General features: G+C 68.9%; 15 protein-coding genes. 4 read left to right on the forward strand and 11 right to left on the reverse strand.

The features are described from left to right. Positions 1-30: 30 nt before the first annotated feature. The 4 genes from recG to rpoZ all read right to left on the reverse strand — a co-directional run bounded on the left by recG (position 31) and on the right by rpoZ (position 5,248). Positions 31-2,133 (reverse strand): ATP-dependent DNA helicase RecG, encoded by a 2,103-nt coding sequence (recG, locus tag KK141_RS08390; RefSeq protein ID WP_214569289.1) that lies wholly within the window; start codon positions 2,131-2,133, stop codon positions 31-33. An 81-nt stretch (positions 2,134-2,214) separates the two neighbouring features. Continuing rightward, a complete protein-coding gene (locus KK141_RS08395; protein ID WP_214569290.1) occupies positions 2,215-2,598 on the reverse strand; it encodes a RidA family protein in 384 nt (127 codons plus the stop codon). 57 nt (positions 2,599-2,655) lie between these two features. After that, on the reverse strand, positions 2,656-4,821 hold the full coding sequence (locus KK141_RS08400; RefSeq protein ID WP_214569291.1) for a bifunctional (p)ppGpp synthetase/guanosine-3',5'-bis(diphosphate) 3'-pyrophosphohydrolase: 2,166 nt from the start codon (positions 4,819-4,821) through the stop codon (positions 2,656-2,658). Between the two features lie 136 nt (positions 4,822-4,957). After that, positions 4,958-5,248 carry a DNA-directed RNA polymerase subunit omega gene (gene rpoZ, locus KK141_RS08405; RefSeq protein WP_026633813.1) on the reverse strand — a complete coding sequence of 97 codons (291 nt, stop codon included), beginning with the start codon at positions 5,246-5,248 and terminating at the stop codon, positions 4,958-4,960. A gap of 209 nt (positions 5,249-5,457) precedes the next feature. On the opposite strand from rpoZ, the gene KK141_RS08410 reads away from it, so the two are divergent. Then, a complete protein-coding gene (locus tag KK141_RS08410) occupies positions 5,458-6,303 on the forward strand; it encodes a VacJ family lipoprotein (protein WP_214569292.1) in 846 nt (281 codons plus the stop codon). Positions 6,304-6,362: 59 nt separating this feature from the next. On the opposite strand, the gene KK141_RS08415 is transcribed toward KK141_RS08410, so the two are convergent. The 7 genes from KK141_RS08415 to KK141_RS08445 form a co-directional block, all read right to left on the reverse strand. Further along, positions 6,363-6,659: an STAS domain-containing protein gene (locus KK141_RS08415; protein WP_214569293.1), complete on the reverse strand. Its 297-nt coding sequence runs from the start codon at positions 6,657-6,659 to the stop codon at positions 6,363-6,365. Further along, positions 6,656-7,324: an ABC transporter substrate-binding protein gene (locus KK141_RS08420; protein ID WP_214569460.1), complete on the reverse strand. Its 669-nt coding sequence runs from the start codon at positions 7,322-7,324 to the stop codon at positions 6,656-6,658. The genes KK141_RS08415 and KK141_RS08420 overlap by 4 nt, the downstream gene beginning before the upstream one ends. A 32-nt stretch (positions 7,325-7,356) precedes the next feature. Further along, on the reverse strand, positions 7,357-8,229 hold the full coding sequence (gene mlaD, locus KK141_RS08425) for an outer membrane lipid asymmetry maintenance protein MlaD (protein WP_214569294.1): 873 nt from the start codon (positions 8,227-8,229) through the stop codon (positions 7,357-7,359). 58 nt (positions 8,230-8,287) lie between these two features. Further along, a complete protein-coding gene (gene mlaE / locus KK141_RS08430) occupies positions 8,288-9,055 on the reverse strand; it encodes a lipid asymmetry maintenance ABC transporter permease subunit MlaE (RefSeq protein ID WP_214569295.1) in 768 nt (255 codons plus the stop codon). Then, entirely contained in the window at positions 9,052-9,885 is an 834-nt protein-coding gene (locus KK141_RS08435) for an ABC transporter ATP-binding protein (protein ID WP_214569296.1), read from the reverse strand. The genes mlaE and KK141_RS08435 overlap by 4 nt, the downstream gene beginning before the upstream one ends. A gap of 119 nt (positions 9,886-10,004) precedes the next feature. Next, positions 10,005-10,643, reverse strand: a complete 639-nt coding sequence (gmk, locus tag KK141_RS08440; RefSeq protein ID WP_214569297.1) for a guanylate kinase — start codon at positions 10,641-10,643, stop codon at positions 10,005-10,007. After that, positions 10,640-11,500 (reverse strand): YicC/YloC family endoribonuclease, encoded by an 861-nt coding sequence (locus KK141_RS08445; protein ID WP_167252580.1) that lies wholly within the window; start codon positions 11,498-11,500, stop codon positions 10,640-10,642. The genes gmk and KK141_RS08445 overlap by 4 nt, the downstream gene beginning before the upstream one ends. A 92-nt stretch (positions 11,501-11,592) precedes the next feature. Between KK141_RS08445 and rph the strand changes: the two genes are divergently transcribed. The 3 genes from rph to hemW are packed head-to-tail and all read left to right on the forward strand — an operon-like array spanning position 11,593 to position 14,103. Beyond that, positions 11,593-12,324, forward strand: coding sequence for a ribonuclease PH (gene rph, locus KK141_RS08450; RefSeq protein WP_214569298.1), 732 nt, complete (start codon positions 11,593-11,595; stop codon positions 12,322-12,324). A 2-nt stretch (positions 12,325-12,326) separates the two neighbouring features. After that, the gene (gene rdgB, locus KK141_RS08455; RefSeq protein WP_214569299.1) at positions 12,327-12,935 is read left to right on the forward strand and encodes an RdgB/HAM1 family non-canonical purine NTP pyrophosphatase; all 609 of its coding nucleotides are present in this window, start codon (positions 12,327-12,329) and stop codon (positions 12,933-12,935) included. Between the two features lies 1 nt (position 12,936). After that, positions 12,937-14,103, forward strand: a complete 1,167-nt coding sequence (gene hemW, locus KK141_RS08460) for a radical SAM family heme chaperone HemW (protein ID WP_214569300.1) — start codon at positions 12,937-12,939, stop codon at positions 14,101-14,103. Positions 14,104-14,156 lie beyond the last annotated feature (53 nt).

Here is a 14,156-nt window from a genome sequence, read left to right on the forward strand (position 1 = left end):
CGGCAAGGCAAAAGCGGCCGCGCCCTGCCCTCACGCATGCGCATAGCGCGCGGCGCCGCCGATCCAGCGCTCGATCAGCCGCTCGGCCTGGGCGGCGTGGTGGCGCAGCATCTCCGCACCCACTTCCTGCACCGCCGGCAGCAGGTGCGCGTCGCGGGAAAGGTCGGCGATGCGGAAGCTGAGCTGGCCGGTCTGGCGCGTGCCGAGCACTTCGCCGGGGCCGCGCAGTTCCAGGTCCTTCTCGGCGATGCGGAAGCCGTCGTTGGTGTCGCGCATCACCTGCAGGCGCTCCTTGGCCAGCATGCCCAGCGGCGGCTGGTACAGCAGCACGCAGTTGGAGGCCACCGCGCCGCGGCCCACGCGGCCGCGCAGCTGGTGCAGCTGGGCCAGGCCCAGCCGCTCGCTGTTCTCGATCACCATCAGGCTGGCATTGGGCACGTCCACGCCCACCTCGATCACCGTGGTGGCCACCAGCACGGCCAGCTCGCCGGCCTTGAACGCGTCCATCACCGCCTGCTTTTCCTTCGGCTTCATGCGGCCGTGGATCAGGCCCACCTTGCAGTCCTGCAGCGCCGCCGAGAGCTCCGCATGCGCCACTTCGGCGGCCTGCGCGCGCAACTGCTCGGTTTCCTCGATCAGGGTGCACACCCAATAGACCTGGCGCCCTTCGCGGCAGGCGGCGTGGATGCGCTCGATCACGTCGATGCGGCGCGCGTTGGAGATGGCGATGGTCTGCACCGGCGTGCGGCCGGGCGGCAGTTCGTCGATGGAGGAGACGTCCAGGTCGGCGTACGCGCTCATCGCCAGGGTGCGCGGAATGGGCGTGGCGGTGAGCACCAGCTGGTGCGGCACCTGGTCGCCTTCCAGCCCCTTGTCGCGCAGCGACAGGCGCTGCTGCACGCCGAAGCGGTGCTGCTCGTCGACGATGACCAGGCCCAGCCGCGCGAACTCCACGCCCTCCTGCATCAGCGCGTGCGTGCCGATCACCACCGGCGCACCGGCGGCGACGCGCTCCAGCGCGCGCGTGCGCGCCTTGCCGGTGACCTTGCCGGCCAGCCATTCCACGTCGATGTCCAGCGGTTCCAGCCAATGCCTGAAGTTGCGCAGATGCTGCTCGGCGAGCAGCTCGGTGGGCGCCATCAGCGCCACCTGGCGGCCGGATTCCACCGCGGCCAGCGCGGCCAGCGCGGCGACCACGGTCTTGCCGCTGCCGACGTCGCCCTGCACCAGCCGCAGCATGGGATGCGTCTTGGCCATGTCCTCGGCCACGGCCTCGCTGACGCGCTGCTGCGCGCCGGTAAGCCGGAACGGCAAGCCTTGCAGCAGGCGCTCGCGCAGCACGCCGTCGCCGCCTAATGCAGGCGAGTGCCGCTGCTTCACCGCGGCGCGCATGCGCTTGAGGCTCAGGTGCTGGGTGAGCAGTTCCTCGAAGGCGAGGCGCTGCTGCGCGGGATGGCGGCCGCGGGTGAGTTCGCCCAGATGCGCATCCGGCGGCGGGCGATGCACGTAGAGCAATGCTTCGCGCAGCGAAGTGAGGCCGTGGCCGGCGCCCAGCGCGGGTGGAATCAGCTCCAGCTCGCGGTCCGGCGGCAGCAGGGCCAGCGCCTTGGCGATCACGCCGGCCAGACGCTTGGTGCCCAGGCCTTCGGTGGTGGGATAGACCGGCGTGAGGCGCTCTTCCACCGCGGGCTCCGCCACGCCCTCCAGGCGCTGGTACTGCGGATGCACCATCTCCAGCCCCTGCGCGCCATGGCGCACTTCGCCGTAGACCAGCAGCCGCACGCCGGGCCGCAGCTGCTCGGCCTGGGCGCGATGGAAATGGAAGAAGCGCAGCACCAGGGTTTCGCGCGAATCGTCGGTGATGGCGACCTTGAGCTGCGGCCGGTAGCGAAAACCGCGTTCCACCGCCTCCACCACGCCCTCCACCTGCACCCGCTCGCCGACGTGCAGGTCGGCGATGGTGCTGATCTGGGTGCGGTCCTCGTAGCGCAGCGGCAGGTGGAACCACAGGTCCTGCACGCGCTCCAGCCCCAGCTTGGCCAGCGTCACCGCCAGCGCCGGACCGATGCCGGGCAGCGACGAGACCGGCGCGAGACCGGGAGCGATGGCAGTGGAAGCGGGTGCAGCTGACATTGCGGAAAGCCTAGCGGAGGCGTGCGCCGGCGCGTAGCGGCGATGGCGATCGCGCGTGTCGGCGCATGCCTCGCTGCCGGGTCAGTCGATCACCAGCACCGCGTCCACTTCCACCTCGGCGCCCTTGGGCAGGCCCGAGACCTGGATGGTGGAACGCGCCGGATACGGCGCCTGGAAATACTCGGCCATCACCGCATTGACCGTGGCGAAGTTGCCCAGGTCGGTGACGTAGATGCCCACGCGCACGATCGCCGACAGCGAGCTGCCGGCCGCTTCGGCCACCGCCTTGAGGTTGTCGAACACGCGCCGCGTCTGCAGTGCGATATCGCCCTGGACCAGGTTGCCGGTGGCCGGATCCAGCGGAATCTGTCCGGAGAAGTACACGGTGTTGCCGGCGCGCACGGCCTGCGAATACGGGCCGATCGCGGCCGGCGCCTTATCGGTGGAGATGATGCTGCGGGACATCGCGGGAACCTCGGGCGGGAAAAGCCCGAAGTGTAAAACGGAATCCCCGGGACCGGCTTAGAGCGGGTAGCGGTACGCGCCGCTCACCACGCCGGTGCGGCGCACGCGGCGAATCACGTCGGCCAGGTGCTTGCGGTTCTTCACTTCCAGCGCGAACAGCAAGGTGGCGGCGGCACTGTCGCGCTCGACGTATTCCACGTTCTCGATATTCGAATTCGCCGCCGCGATGGCCGCGGCCACGGTGGCGAGCACGCCCGGCCGGTTGATGACCTCGATGCGCAGCTCGGCGCGGTAATCGCCCTGCACGTCGCGGTCCCATTCGATGGCGACGCAGCGTTCCGGCGACTTGCGCAGTTCCACCACGTTCGGGCATTCGATCCGGTGCACCACGATGCCCTTGCCGGTGGAGAGATAACCGATGATCTCGTCGCCCGGCAGCGGGTGGCAGCAATTGCCGAAGCTGAGCACACCGCGCTCGGCGCCGGTGATGCGGATCTTTTCCACCGCATGCTGGGTCGGCGCCGCACCGCCCTTCTGCTTGCCGCGCGCGGCCAACAGCTGGCCGGCGACCACGTCGGGCATGCGGTTGCCCAGGGCGATGTCGGCGAGCAGTTCTTCCAGGCGCTTGAGCTTGGCGGCTTCGAGGAAGCGGTCCAGCACGGCCACGGGAATAGCGTCGAGGCTGGAGCCTTGCGCATCGAGCGCGCGGTCGAGCATGCGGTGGCCGAAGTCGACGGCGTCTTCGTGCTGCAGATGCTTCAGGTACTGGCGAATGGCCGTGCGCGCCTTGCCGGTGACCACCGATTCCAGCCAGGCCGGGTTCGGCACCGCCGACGGCGCGGTGATGATTTCCACCAGCTGGCCCGACTCCAGCCGCGTGCGCAGCGGCAGCAGCTTCTTATCGACACGCGCGGCCACCGCGTGGTCGCCGACGTCGGTATGCACCGCGTAGGCGAAGTCCAGCGCCGTGGCATTGCGCGGCAGCGAGAGGATGTCGCCGCGCGGGGTGAACAGATAGACCTCGTCCGGGAACAGGTCGATCTTGACGTTCTCGATGAACTCGGACGACGACGCCGTATTGGCCTGGCTGTCCGCCAGCGACGACAGCCACTCGCGCGCCCGCGCCTGCGCGCTGTTGGCGGGGCCGCTGTCGGTCTTGTAGGCCCAGTGCGCGGCCACGCCGCGTTCGGCCACGGAGTCCATTTCCGCGGTGCGGATCTGCACTTCGATCGGCGCGCCGAACGGCCCCAGCAGCACGGTGTGCAGCGACTGGTAGCCGTTGGCCTTGGGGATGGCGATGAAATCCTTGAAGCGGCGGTCCACCGGCTTGTACAGCGAGTGCACTGCGCCCAGCGCGACGTAGCAGCTCATCGCGGTGTCGACCACCACGCGGAAGCCGTAGACGTCCATCAGCTGGGCGAAGCTCTTGTGCTCGCTGCGCATCTTCGAATAGATGCTCCACGGCGACTTGATGCGGCCGATCACGCGCGAGGCCAGATGCTCGCCGGCCAGGCGCGTGGACAGCGCGGCCTCGATCTTGCCCATGGCCTCGCGGCGATTGCCCAGCGCGGCGCGAATGCGCTCGCTGATCACGCGGTAGCGGTCCGGGTGCAGGGCGCGGAAGCCGAGATCCTGCAGCTCGGCCTTGAACTTGTTCATGCCCAGGCGCTGCGCGATCGGCGCGTAGATCTCCAGCGTTTCGCGCGCGATGCGGCGGCGCGATTCGGCATCCTTGGCGCCGAGCGTGCGCATGTTGTGCAGGCGGTCGGCCAGCTTGATCAGGATGACGCGCAGGTCGCGCGCCATCGCCAGCAGCATCTTGCGGAAGCTTTCGGCGTCCGCTTCCTGGCGGTTGCTGAAGCGCATCTTGTCCAGCTTGGTGACGCCGTCGACCAGGTCGGCCACGGTCTCGCCGAATTCGCCGGCCAGCTCGGTGCGGCTCAGCGCGGTGTCTTCGAGCGTGTCGTGCAGGATCGCCGCGATGATGGTCTCGGCGTCCAGCCCCAGCTCGGCCAGGATGCCGGCGACGGCGACGGGATGCGTGATGTACGGCTCGCCGCTTTTGCGCGCCTGGCCTTCATGCGCCTGCGCGCCGACCTCGTAGGCGCGCAGCACGCGCGCCACCTGCTCGGGCGGCAGGTAGGCGATGCGCTCCTTGAGCGCCAGCACGTAGGGGGGCAAGGACGACGTATCCGCGGGATCGGGATGCGTAGTCGCGCTCACGGGGCGCTGGCCGCCGCTCAGGCAGCCACCTCGAGTCGCTGAGTGAGGTGAAGCTGGGAGCCGGCTGGCTGGCGGCCGCGCGCCGCACCGGCGATGCCGGCGCGTGCGGGGCCAGGTTTACAGCCGGCGCCATCCATCAGTCGTCGCCGCCCTTGGAGAGGTCGTCGTCGACTTCGGCCGCGGCCCATTCCAGCGCTTCGCGCTCGGCGCGCTCACGCTCGGCGCGGTCGATCTCGTCGATGGTGGCCTGGTCGATGCGGCGGTCGGCGATTTCGCGCAAGGCCACCACGGTCGGCTTGTCGTGATCGGGGTTGACCGCCGGCTCGGCACCCTTGGCGAGCTGGCGGGCGCGCTTGGTCGCCATCAGCACCAGCTCGAAACGGTTGTCGACTACCTCGAGGCAGTCTTCCACGGTAATGCGTGCCATGTGAAATCCTTAGGGAATAAAGCGACTTATAGGTCGCCAGTGTAGCCAGGGGGCGCTTTCCTGGCAATGCAGCATGGACGTATCATGCCCGGTTCAGCCGGCCTGCAGCGCCAGCCGGCGAGACTCGCTCGCTGTACACAATATAAAAACCAGGCAGTACACTTAATCGTTGTCCCTCAAATCCGCAGCGGACAGGACCCCCGACGCCGATGTCTTCTTCGATCCGACTCTTCCTGCTGCGCCTGCTACCCCTGGCCGCGATCGCCCTGCTGGCCGGCTGCAGCATCGCCAAGCCGCGCACGGACGATCCGCACGAGCAGTTCAACCGCAAGGTCTACGCCTTCAACGATTCGCTCGACCAGGCGGTGATCCGCCCGGTGGCCGTCGGCTACCGCAAGGTGACCAATCCGCCGGTGCGCCGCGCGGTCAGCGACTTCTTCACCAACATCAAGATGCCGATCACGGTCGCCAACGACCTGCTGCAGGCCCGGCCGCTGCAGGCCGCGCGCAGCACGGGGCGCTTCCTGGTCAACCTGACCCTGGGCGTGGGCGGCTTCTTCGACCCGGCCAGCCAGCTGGGCCTGCCGCTGGAAGACAACGATTTCGGCATCACCCTCGCCCGCTGGGGCGTGCCGGAAGGCGACTTCCTGATGCTGCCGTTCGTGGGCCCGACCACCGTGCGCGACGTCTGGCGCCTGCCGGTGGACAGCTATTTCTTCGACCCGCTCAGCTATTTCTCGCGCAACCACGAGTTCCACTACGGCCAGTACTACATCCCGCAGGTGCTGTACCTGGTCACCATCCGCTCGCGCGCGATCGACGCCGAGAGCTTCCTGAAGTCGGCCTACGACCCCTACGTGTTCCTGCGCGACGCCTACCGCCAGCAGCGCATCTACCAGATCTACGACGGCAACCCGCCGGCGGAAGTGATCGAGCAGATGCAGGGCCTGAAGGAAACCAACTTCGACCCGGACGAGCTGCTCAACGAACAGCACCAGTGGGAACAGAAGCAGTCGCAGGAACAGCCCGCGGCGCAGAAACCCAGCCAGAACTGAGCACACGAAAAAGGGGCCGCGAGGCCCCTTTCTCTTTGCCGCGTTGCCGGCGTACCGGCTCAGCCGAGCAGCTGGTCCACTTCGCACACCGAGGCCAGCACCCGCATGCCCTCGGGCACGTTGCGCAGCGCCAGCGGGCGGCCGCCCTGCGCCGCATGGGCCAGCACCGCCAGCACGCAGGCCAGGCCGGCGCTGTCGCTCTGGCTGACGCCGGCCAGGTCGACCTGGCGGCAACCCTCGGCCGCCGCCGCGTCGATCGCGGCCAGCGCCTGCGCCGCGGTGGCGAAGGTCAGCGCGCCGGATACCTGCACGGCATCCGGCGCGGCGCGCGTCACCTGGAAGGCGGCGGCGCTCATCCCTGCTTGCCGTCCTTGTCCATCTGCTTGAGCGCATCGGCGCCCTTGTTCTTCAGGTCGGAGATGAGGTTGTCCAGGCCGCCCTTCTTGATCTCGGCGTCGACCTGGTTGCGGTAGTTGGTGATGTACGAGATGCCTTCGATGATCACGTCGTAGGCCTTCCAGTCGCCTTCGCGCGACTTGCGGAACGCGTAGTCGACCGACACCGTCTTGCCATCGTCCAGCACCACCTGGGTGCGCACCACGGTGCGCTTGTCATTGAGGTCGCCGCTGAACGGCAGCACCTTCACGCGGCCCTGGGTGTAGCTGAGCAGGCCTTCGGCGTAGCGGTGGGTGATCGAGTTGTAGAACGCGCGGGCGAACTCGGCGCGCTTCTCCGGCGTGGCTTCGCGGGCGTGCTGGCCGAGCACCAGGATCGAGGCGTAGTCGATGTCGAAGTGCGGCAGGAACACATCGTCGATCACCGAGATGAGCTTTTCCTTGTCCTTCTTAAGCTCCGCCTGGTGGCCGTCGATGGCCTTGCCCAGCTGGTCGACGATGGTCTGGGCGACCTGCTGGGGGGTCTGGCTGGAGGCCGGCGCCTGGGCGGCGGCCTGGGCGTGGACCGGGGCGGCAACGATGCCGGTGAATGCGATGGCGGTGGCGAGAGCCAGACTGCGCAGCATCATGGGGAAACTCCTGGGAAGTGGCGGCCGGCTCAGTGCTTGCCGGCCGAAGAGGAAGAGGAGGAAGCGGGGGCGCCATCCGGTTTCTTGTCGCCCGAGCCGCTGACCAGGAACTTGCCGATCAGGTCTTCGAGCTGCAGGGCCGACTGGGTCAGAACCAGTTCGTCACCCTCCTTGAGCGCGTCCGGCGAGCCGCCGGGCTGGATCGCAACGTACTGCGTGCCGATCAAACCGCTGGTGAATACCGCGGCCGCCGAATCGTCGGGAATCTGCGCGTATTTTTTGTCGATCGACAGCTCCACCAGGGCGTCCAGCTTGACCGGATCGGCCAGCACCGACTTGACGCTGCCGATCGCCACGCCGGCCATCTTCACCGGCGCGCCGGCGGAGAGCGCACCGACGTTGGTGAAGCGCGCCTTCACCGTGTAGCTGCCGCCGAGATTGTCGGCCGCGCCGCCGGCGCCGAAGAACTTGCCGAGCATTTCCTCCAGCTGCTGCGCCGGGCGCGTCAGCGCCAGCGTGCCGCCGTTGGCCAGCGGCTTGGCCGAGCTGCCGTACTGGATACCCACGTACTGGTCGCCGAGCAGGCCGCTGGTGAAGATCGTCGCCACCGAGTCGGTGGGAATCTTGTCGTAGCGCTGGTCGATGGCCAGCTTCACGTCGGCGGTCTCCTTGCCGGGATCGAGCACGATCGACTGCACCTGGCCGATGCGCACGCCCGCCACCTTCACCGGCGCGCGCTCCTTGAGCTGGCCGATGTTGGCGAAGTGCGCCTCGACGGTATAGCTCGGCCCGCGGCTGGTATTGGCCACCGAGGTGGTCTGCGTGGCGAGGTAACCGAGCGCGGCGAAGCCGAGCACGATGAACAGGCCGGTGCCGACGGCATAGGACGGTCTCTGGCTCACGGCACGATCCTCACAGGCGAATGGATAGTTGCAATAGTGAATTGCGTAGTCATGGGAATCACATCAGGAAGGCGGTGAGCACGAAGTCCAGCGCCAGGATGGCGATCGACGAAGCCACCACCGTGCGCGTCGTGGCATAGGCCACGCCCTCGCTGGTGGGCGGCGTGGTGTAGCCCTGGAACACGGCGATCAGCGACACCACGCCGCCGAACACCACGCTCTTCCACAGCACGCCGTTGAGCACGTCCTTCACCAGGTCGACGGTGGCGGTCATGTTCGACCAGAACGTGCCGTTGTCGATGCCCAGCCAGCTCACGCCGACCAGGTGGCCGCCGAAGATGCCCAGCGCGCAGAACACGCAGCACAGCAGGGGCATGGCGATCACGCCGGCGAGGAAACGCGGCACCGCCACGTAGGCGATCGGGTCCACCGCCATCATTTCCATCGCGGCGATCTGGTCGGTGGCGCGCATCAGGCCGATCTCGGCGGTAACCGACGTACCCGCGCGGCCGGCGAACAGCAGCGCCGTGACCACCGGTCCCAGCTCGCGGTAGATGGCGATCGCCACCACCGTGCCGGTGGCCGAGGTGCCGCCGAAGATCGACAGCACGTCGTACAGCTGCAGCCCCAGCACCATGCCGACGAACAGGCCGCAGACCATGATGATGATCAGGCTCATCGCGCCGACGAACCACAGCTGGCGCACCGTCTCGCGCGAGTGGCGCAGGCTGCGCGGGATCGCCGCCAGGATCTGCAGCAGGAACAGCCCGCAGTCGCCGATCTGAGCCAGCGAACGGGTGACGATATTGTCGCGTGGCGCGCTCATGCGCCCCCCTTGAAGCCGAGCGACGCGGCGTAGTCGCCGGCCGGATACTGGAACGGCACCGGGCCGTCGGCCTCGCCGCCGAAGAACTGCCGCGTCCACGGCGAGCCGTCATTGGCGATGATTTTCGGATCGCCCTGCGCCACCACCTTGCCGTTGGCAATGAGGTACACGTGGTCGGCCACCTGCTGCACCGCGGCCAGCTCGTGCGCCACCAGCACGCTGGTGATGCCCAAGGTCTGGTTGAGCGTGCGGATCAGCTTCAGCACCTGGTTCAGCGCGATGGGATCGAGGCCGACGAAGGGCTCGTCGTAGAGGATCAGCATCGGGTCGAACACGATCGCGCGCGCCAGCGCCACGCGCCGGGCCATGCCGCCGGAAAGCTCGGTCGGCATCAGCTTGGCGGCACCGCGCAGGCCGACCGCCTGCAGTTTGGTCAGGACGATATTGCGGATCAGCACTTCCGGCAGCTCGGTGTGCTGGCGCAGCGGAAACGCCACGTTCTCGAACACGTCGAAGTCGGTGAGCAGGGCCGAGTTCTGGAACAGGTAGCCGATGCGCTCGCGCAGCTCGAACAACTGCTCGCGGCGCAGCGCCGGCACGTTCTTGCCGTCCACCCACACCTCGCCCGACTGGCCGCGCATCTGGCCGGTGATGTGCTTGAGCAGGGTGGTCTTGCCGGTGCCGCTGGGACCCATGATGGCGGTGACCTTGCCGCGCGGGATGTCCAGGTCCATCGCGTCGAAGATGGTCTTGCCGTTGAGCACCGTGGTCAGGCCACGGACGCGCACGATGGCGCTGTCGTCTGGCTTGGCACGAACGGAGTCGGTCATGGGCGAAGCTGCCAGGGGAAAGGCGCCCAAATTAGCTGAAGACGGCCATGAAGGCTATGCGAAGCCGCGCCCCGCCTCGGTTTGATGGCTGCCGTTCAGGCGAGTCGCTGCCCCAGCCGTTATGCGAGCAACTCCGCGATCAGCGCCTCGTGCCGCCGCCACTGCAGCTCGCTGCGCTGGCGCACCGCCCGCACGATGGACTGCAGGTCGCCCAGGGCCTCGTCGAAGCTGTCGTTGACGATGATGTAGTCGAACTCGTGGGCATGCGCGATTTCCTCGCGCGAATTGTGCAGCCGGCGCTCGATCACTTCCGCGCTGTCCGAGGCGCGCCCGCGCAGGCGCCGCTCCAGCTCCACCCGCGACGGCGGCAGGATGAACACGCTGACGCAGTCGGGCTTGGACTTGCGGATCTGCCGCGCGCCCTGCCAGTCGATCTCCAGCAGCACGTCGCGCCCCTGGCACAGCAGGCCGGACACCGTGGTGCGCGAGGTGCCATAGAGATTGCCGTGCACTTCGGCGTGTTCCAGGAAGATGCCGTCGGCGATCTCGCGCTCGAATTCCGCGCGCTCGACGAAGTAGTAATGCCGCCCGTACTGCTCGCCCGGCCGCGGCGGCCGCGTGGTGTGCGAGATCGACAGCGAGATCGCCGGCTCGCGCTCCAGCAGCGCATTGACCAGGGTGGACTTGCCGGCGCCGGACGGCGCGGCCACCACGAAGAGTGTGCCTTCCAGGATATCGGCGGTATCGCTCGCGCTCATTCGATGTTCTGCACCTGCTCGCGCATCTGCTCGATCAGCACCTTCAGCTCCACCGCCGCATTGGTGCTGCGCGAATCCACCGACTTGGAGCCGAGCGTGTTCGCCTCGCGGTTGAATTCCTGCATGAGGAAATCCAGGCGGCGGCCGACCGGTTCCTTCAGGCCCAGCACGCGGCGCGCTTCGGCGATGTGCGTGGCGAGGCGGTCCAGTTCCTCGTCGACGTCGATGCGGGTGATCTGCAGCACCAGTTCCTGTTCCAGGCGGCCCGGATCGGCCGGCTGCTTGAGGTCCGCCAGGCGCTGCTCCAGGCGTGCGCGCAGGCCTTCGCGGATCTGCGGCATCCAGCCGCGCACGTCGCCGACGATGCGCTCGATGCTGTCCAGGCGCTCGCCCAGGATGGCGCCGAGCTTGGCGCCCTCGCGTTCGCGGGTGGCGGTGAGCGCTTCCAGCGCGTCGTCCAGCACGGCGACCAGGGCGGCCTGCAGCTGGTCCTGGTCCACCTCGGCCTGCTGCAGCACGCCGGGGAAGCGCAGCAGTTCGGTGAATTCGATCTGCAGGCGCGGGAAGCGCGCTTCCAGATCCATCGACAGCTCGGACAGCTTGCCCAGCACCGCATGGTTCACCTGCAGCGCGTCGCCGCGGGCTTCGCCGCGCAGGCGCACGGTGAGGTCGACCTTGCCGCGCGACAGGCGGGCGGCGATGCGTTCGCGCAAGGTGCTCTCGAACACGCGCAGGTCGTCGGGCAGACGCGGGCTCAGTTCCAGGTAGCGGTGGTTGACCGTGCGCAGCTCGCAGCTGAGGGTGCCGACCGGACCGGTGGTCTCGGCGAAGGCGTAGGCAGTCATGCTGCGGATCATCGGAAAATCCCTATCTGCAGCCACGGGCGGCTGGAAAGGGCGCAATGGTAAACTCTCCCGCCCTGCCTTGCCCAATCAGGCCACCGCCCCTCATGAATGCCGTCAGCCGCCCGAGCGGCCGCGCCAGCGACCAGCTGCGCCCCGTCACCATCGAACGCCACTACACCCGCCACGCGGAAGGCTCCGTGCTGGTCAGCTTCGGCGACACCCGCGTGCTGTGCACCGCCAGCGTCGAAGACCGCGTGCCGCCGTGGCTGCGCGGCAAGGGCGAGGGCTGGGTCACCGCCGAATACGGCATGCTGCCCCGCGCCACTTCCAGCCGCACCCAGCGCGAAGCCGCCCGCGGCGGCCAGGGCGGGCGCACCCAGGAAATCCAGCGCCTGATCGGCCGCAGCCTGCGCGCCTGCGTGGACCGCCAGGCCCTGGGCGAACGCGTCATCACCCTGGACTGCGACGTGATCCAGGCCGACGGCGGCACCCGCACCGCCGCCATCACCGGTGCCTACGTGGCCCTGGTCGACGCGGTCAACGTGCTGATGAAGCGCGAGAATCTGCGCCGCAACCCGGTGTTCGGGGCGATCGCCGCGGTCTCGGTCGGCATCTACCAGGGCACGCCGGTGCTGGACCTGGACTACGCCGAAGACTCCAGCTGCGACACCGACATGAACGTGGTGATGAACGACGGCGGCGGCTTTATCGAGGTGCAGGGCACCGCCGAGGGCCACGCCTTCCGCCGCGACGAAATGGACAGCCTGTTGCTGCTCGCCGAGAAGGGCATCGGCGAGCTGGTCGCCGCGCAGCGCGCCGCCCTGGCACAGGGCTGAGCATGGACCGCATCGTCCTGGCCAGCAGCAACCCCGGCAAGCTCGCCGAGTTCAACCAGCTGTTCGCCGGCGTGGGCCTGGAAGTGGTCGCGCAGGCCAGTCTGGGCGTGGCCGACGCGGACGAAACCGGCCTCACCTTCGTCGAGAATGCGCTGCTGAAGGCGCGCAACGCGGCGGCCGTCACCGGCCTGCCCGCGCTGGCCGACGACTCCGGCATCTGCGTCGACCACCTGCGCGGCGCGCCGGGCCTGTATTCGGCGCGCTACAGCGGCGGCCACGGCGACAACGCGGCGAACAACGCCAAGCTGCTGCGCGAGATGGACGGCCTGCCGGACGACCAGCGCGGCGCCTTCTTCATCTGCGTGCTGGCCCTGGTGCGCCACGCCGAAGACCCGGCCCCGCTGATCGCCGAAGGCCGCTGGCACGGCCGCGTGCTCACCGCGCCGCGCGGGCCCGGCGGCTTCGGCTACGACCCGCTGTTCCTGCCGCATGGCATGGCGCACAGCGCCGCCGAGCTGGAACCGGCCACCAAGAACCGCCTCAGCCACCGCGGCCAGGCGCTCGCCGTGCTGCACGCGCGGCTGGCCGACTGGCAGCGCGACCGGACCTGAGATGCCGCTGCTCGCGCCGCCGCTGTCGCTGTACGTGCACATGCCGTGGTGCGTGAAGAAGTGCCCGTACTGCGACTTCAACTCGCACGGCCTGCGCGGCGAGCCGCCGCCGTACGAGCGCTACGTGGACCTGCTGCTGGCCGATCTCGACGCCGACCGCGCCGACTTCGCCGCCGCGCTGCACGGCCGCAGCGTGCACAGCATCTTCTTCGGCGGCGGCACGCCCAGCCTGTTCGCGCCGGAGCTGATCGCGCGTTTCCTCGACGGCGTGCGCGAACGGCTGCCGCTGGCGCCCGAGGCTGAAATCACCCTGGAAACCAACCCCGGCACGGTGGAGCACGGCCGCTTCGACGGCTATCTCGCCGCTGGCGTGAACCGCCTGTCGTTCGGCATCCAGAGCTTCGACGACGACAAGCTGCGCCGCCTGGGCCGCATCCATTCCGCCGGCGAGGCGGAGGCCGCGGTGAAGTCCGCGCAGGACGCCGGCTACGCCAACATCAATCTGGACCTGATGTACGCGCTGCCGGAGCAGACGCTGGACGGCGCGCTCGACGACGTGGCGCGCGCCGTCGCGCTGGCGCCCACGCATATCTCGCATTACCAGCTCACGCTGGAACCGAACACGGCATTTGCCGCCAATCCGCCGCCGCTGCCGGACGACGACCACGCCTGGGCCATGCAGGAAGCCTGCGAGCAGGCGCTCGCCACCGCCGGCTACGGCCAGTACGAAATCTCCGCCTATGCGCAGCCCGGCCGGCGCTGCGCGCACAACCTCAATTACTGGCGCTTCGGCGACTACCTCGGCATCGGCGCGGGCGCGCACGGCAAGCTCAGCGACGCGGCCGCCGGCGAAGTGCGCCGGCGCTGGAAGACGCGCCACCCGCGCGCCTGGATGGAAGCGGCCGCCGGCCCCGGCCGCATCGGCGGCGACCAGGCGGTGGACGCGGCCGAGCTGCCGTTCGAATACATGCTCAATGCGCTGCGCCTGGTCCACGGCGTGCCGATGGCCGAATTCGAGGCGCGCACCGGCCTGCCGGCCGGGCGCATCGCCGCGGCCCTGGCCAAGTGCCGCGAGCGCGGCTGGCTGGCGGAAGACCCCGCCCTTCTTCACACCACCGGGCTGGGCCAGCGCTTCCTCAACGACGTGATCGCCGCCTTCCTGGACTAAGGCGGCCGGCCTGCACCTTCGGCCGATGGCAGCCCCGCCGCCGCGGTCCTAGA

The organism is Dyella sp. LX-66 (genome assembly GCF_018599165.1).
Classification (GTDB): Bacteria; Pseudomonadota; Gammaproteobacteria; order Xanthomonadales; family Rhodanobacteraceae; genus Dyella_D; species Dyella_D marensis.

Coding starts and splice junctions, on each gene's coding strand:
- hemW (WP_214569300.1), top strand. CDS start 12,937: ATGCCGCTGCTCGCGCCGCCGCTGTCGCTGTACGTGCACATGCCGTGG.
- KK141_RS08435 (WP_214569296.1), bottom strand. CDS start 9,885: ATGACCGACTCCGTTCGTGCCAAGCCAGACGACAGCGCCATCGTGCGC.
- KK141_RS08395 (WP_214569290.1), bottom strand. CDS start 2,598: ATGTCCCGCAGCATCATCTCCACCGATAAGGCGCCGGCCGCGATCGGC.
- mlaE (WP_214569295.1), bottom strand. CDS start 9,055: ATGAGCGCGCCACGCGACAATATCGTCACCCGTTCGCTGGCTCAGATC.
- rpoZ (WP_026633813.1), bottom strand. CDS start 5,248: ATGGCACGCATTACCGTGGAAGACTGCCTCGAGGTAGTCGACAACCGT.
- gmk (WP_214569297.1), bottom strand. CDS start 10,643: ATGAGCGCGAGCGATACCGCCGATATCCTGGAAGGCACACTCTTCGTG.
- recG (WP_214569289.1), bottom strand. CDS start 2,133: ATGTCAGCTGCACCCGCTTCCACTGCCATCGCTCCCGGTCTCGCGCCG.
- rph (WP_214569298.1), top strand. CDS start 11,593: ATGAATGCCGTCAGCCGCCCGAGCGGCCGCGCCAGCGACCAGCTGCGC.
- KK141_RS08410 (WP_214569292.1), top strand. CDS start 5,458: ATGTCTTCTTCGATCCGACTCTTCCTGCTGCGCCTGCTACCCCTGGCC.
- KK141_RS08445 (WP_167252580.1), bottom strand. CDS start 11,500: ATGATCCGCAGCATGACTGCCTACGCCTTCGCCGAGACCACCGGTCCG.
- KK141_RS08420 (WP_214569460.1), bottom strand. CDS start 7,324: ATGCTGCGCAGTCTGGCTCTCGCCACCGCCATCGCATTCACCGGCATC.
- rdgB (WP_214569299.1), top strand. CDS start 12,327: ATGGACCGCATCGTCCTGGCCAGCAGCAACCCCGGCAAGCTCGCCGAG.
- KK141_RS08415 (WP_214569293.1), bottom strand. CDS start 6,659: ATGAGCGCCGCCGCCTTCCAGGTGACGCGCGCCGCGCCGGATGCCGTG.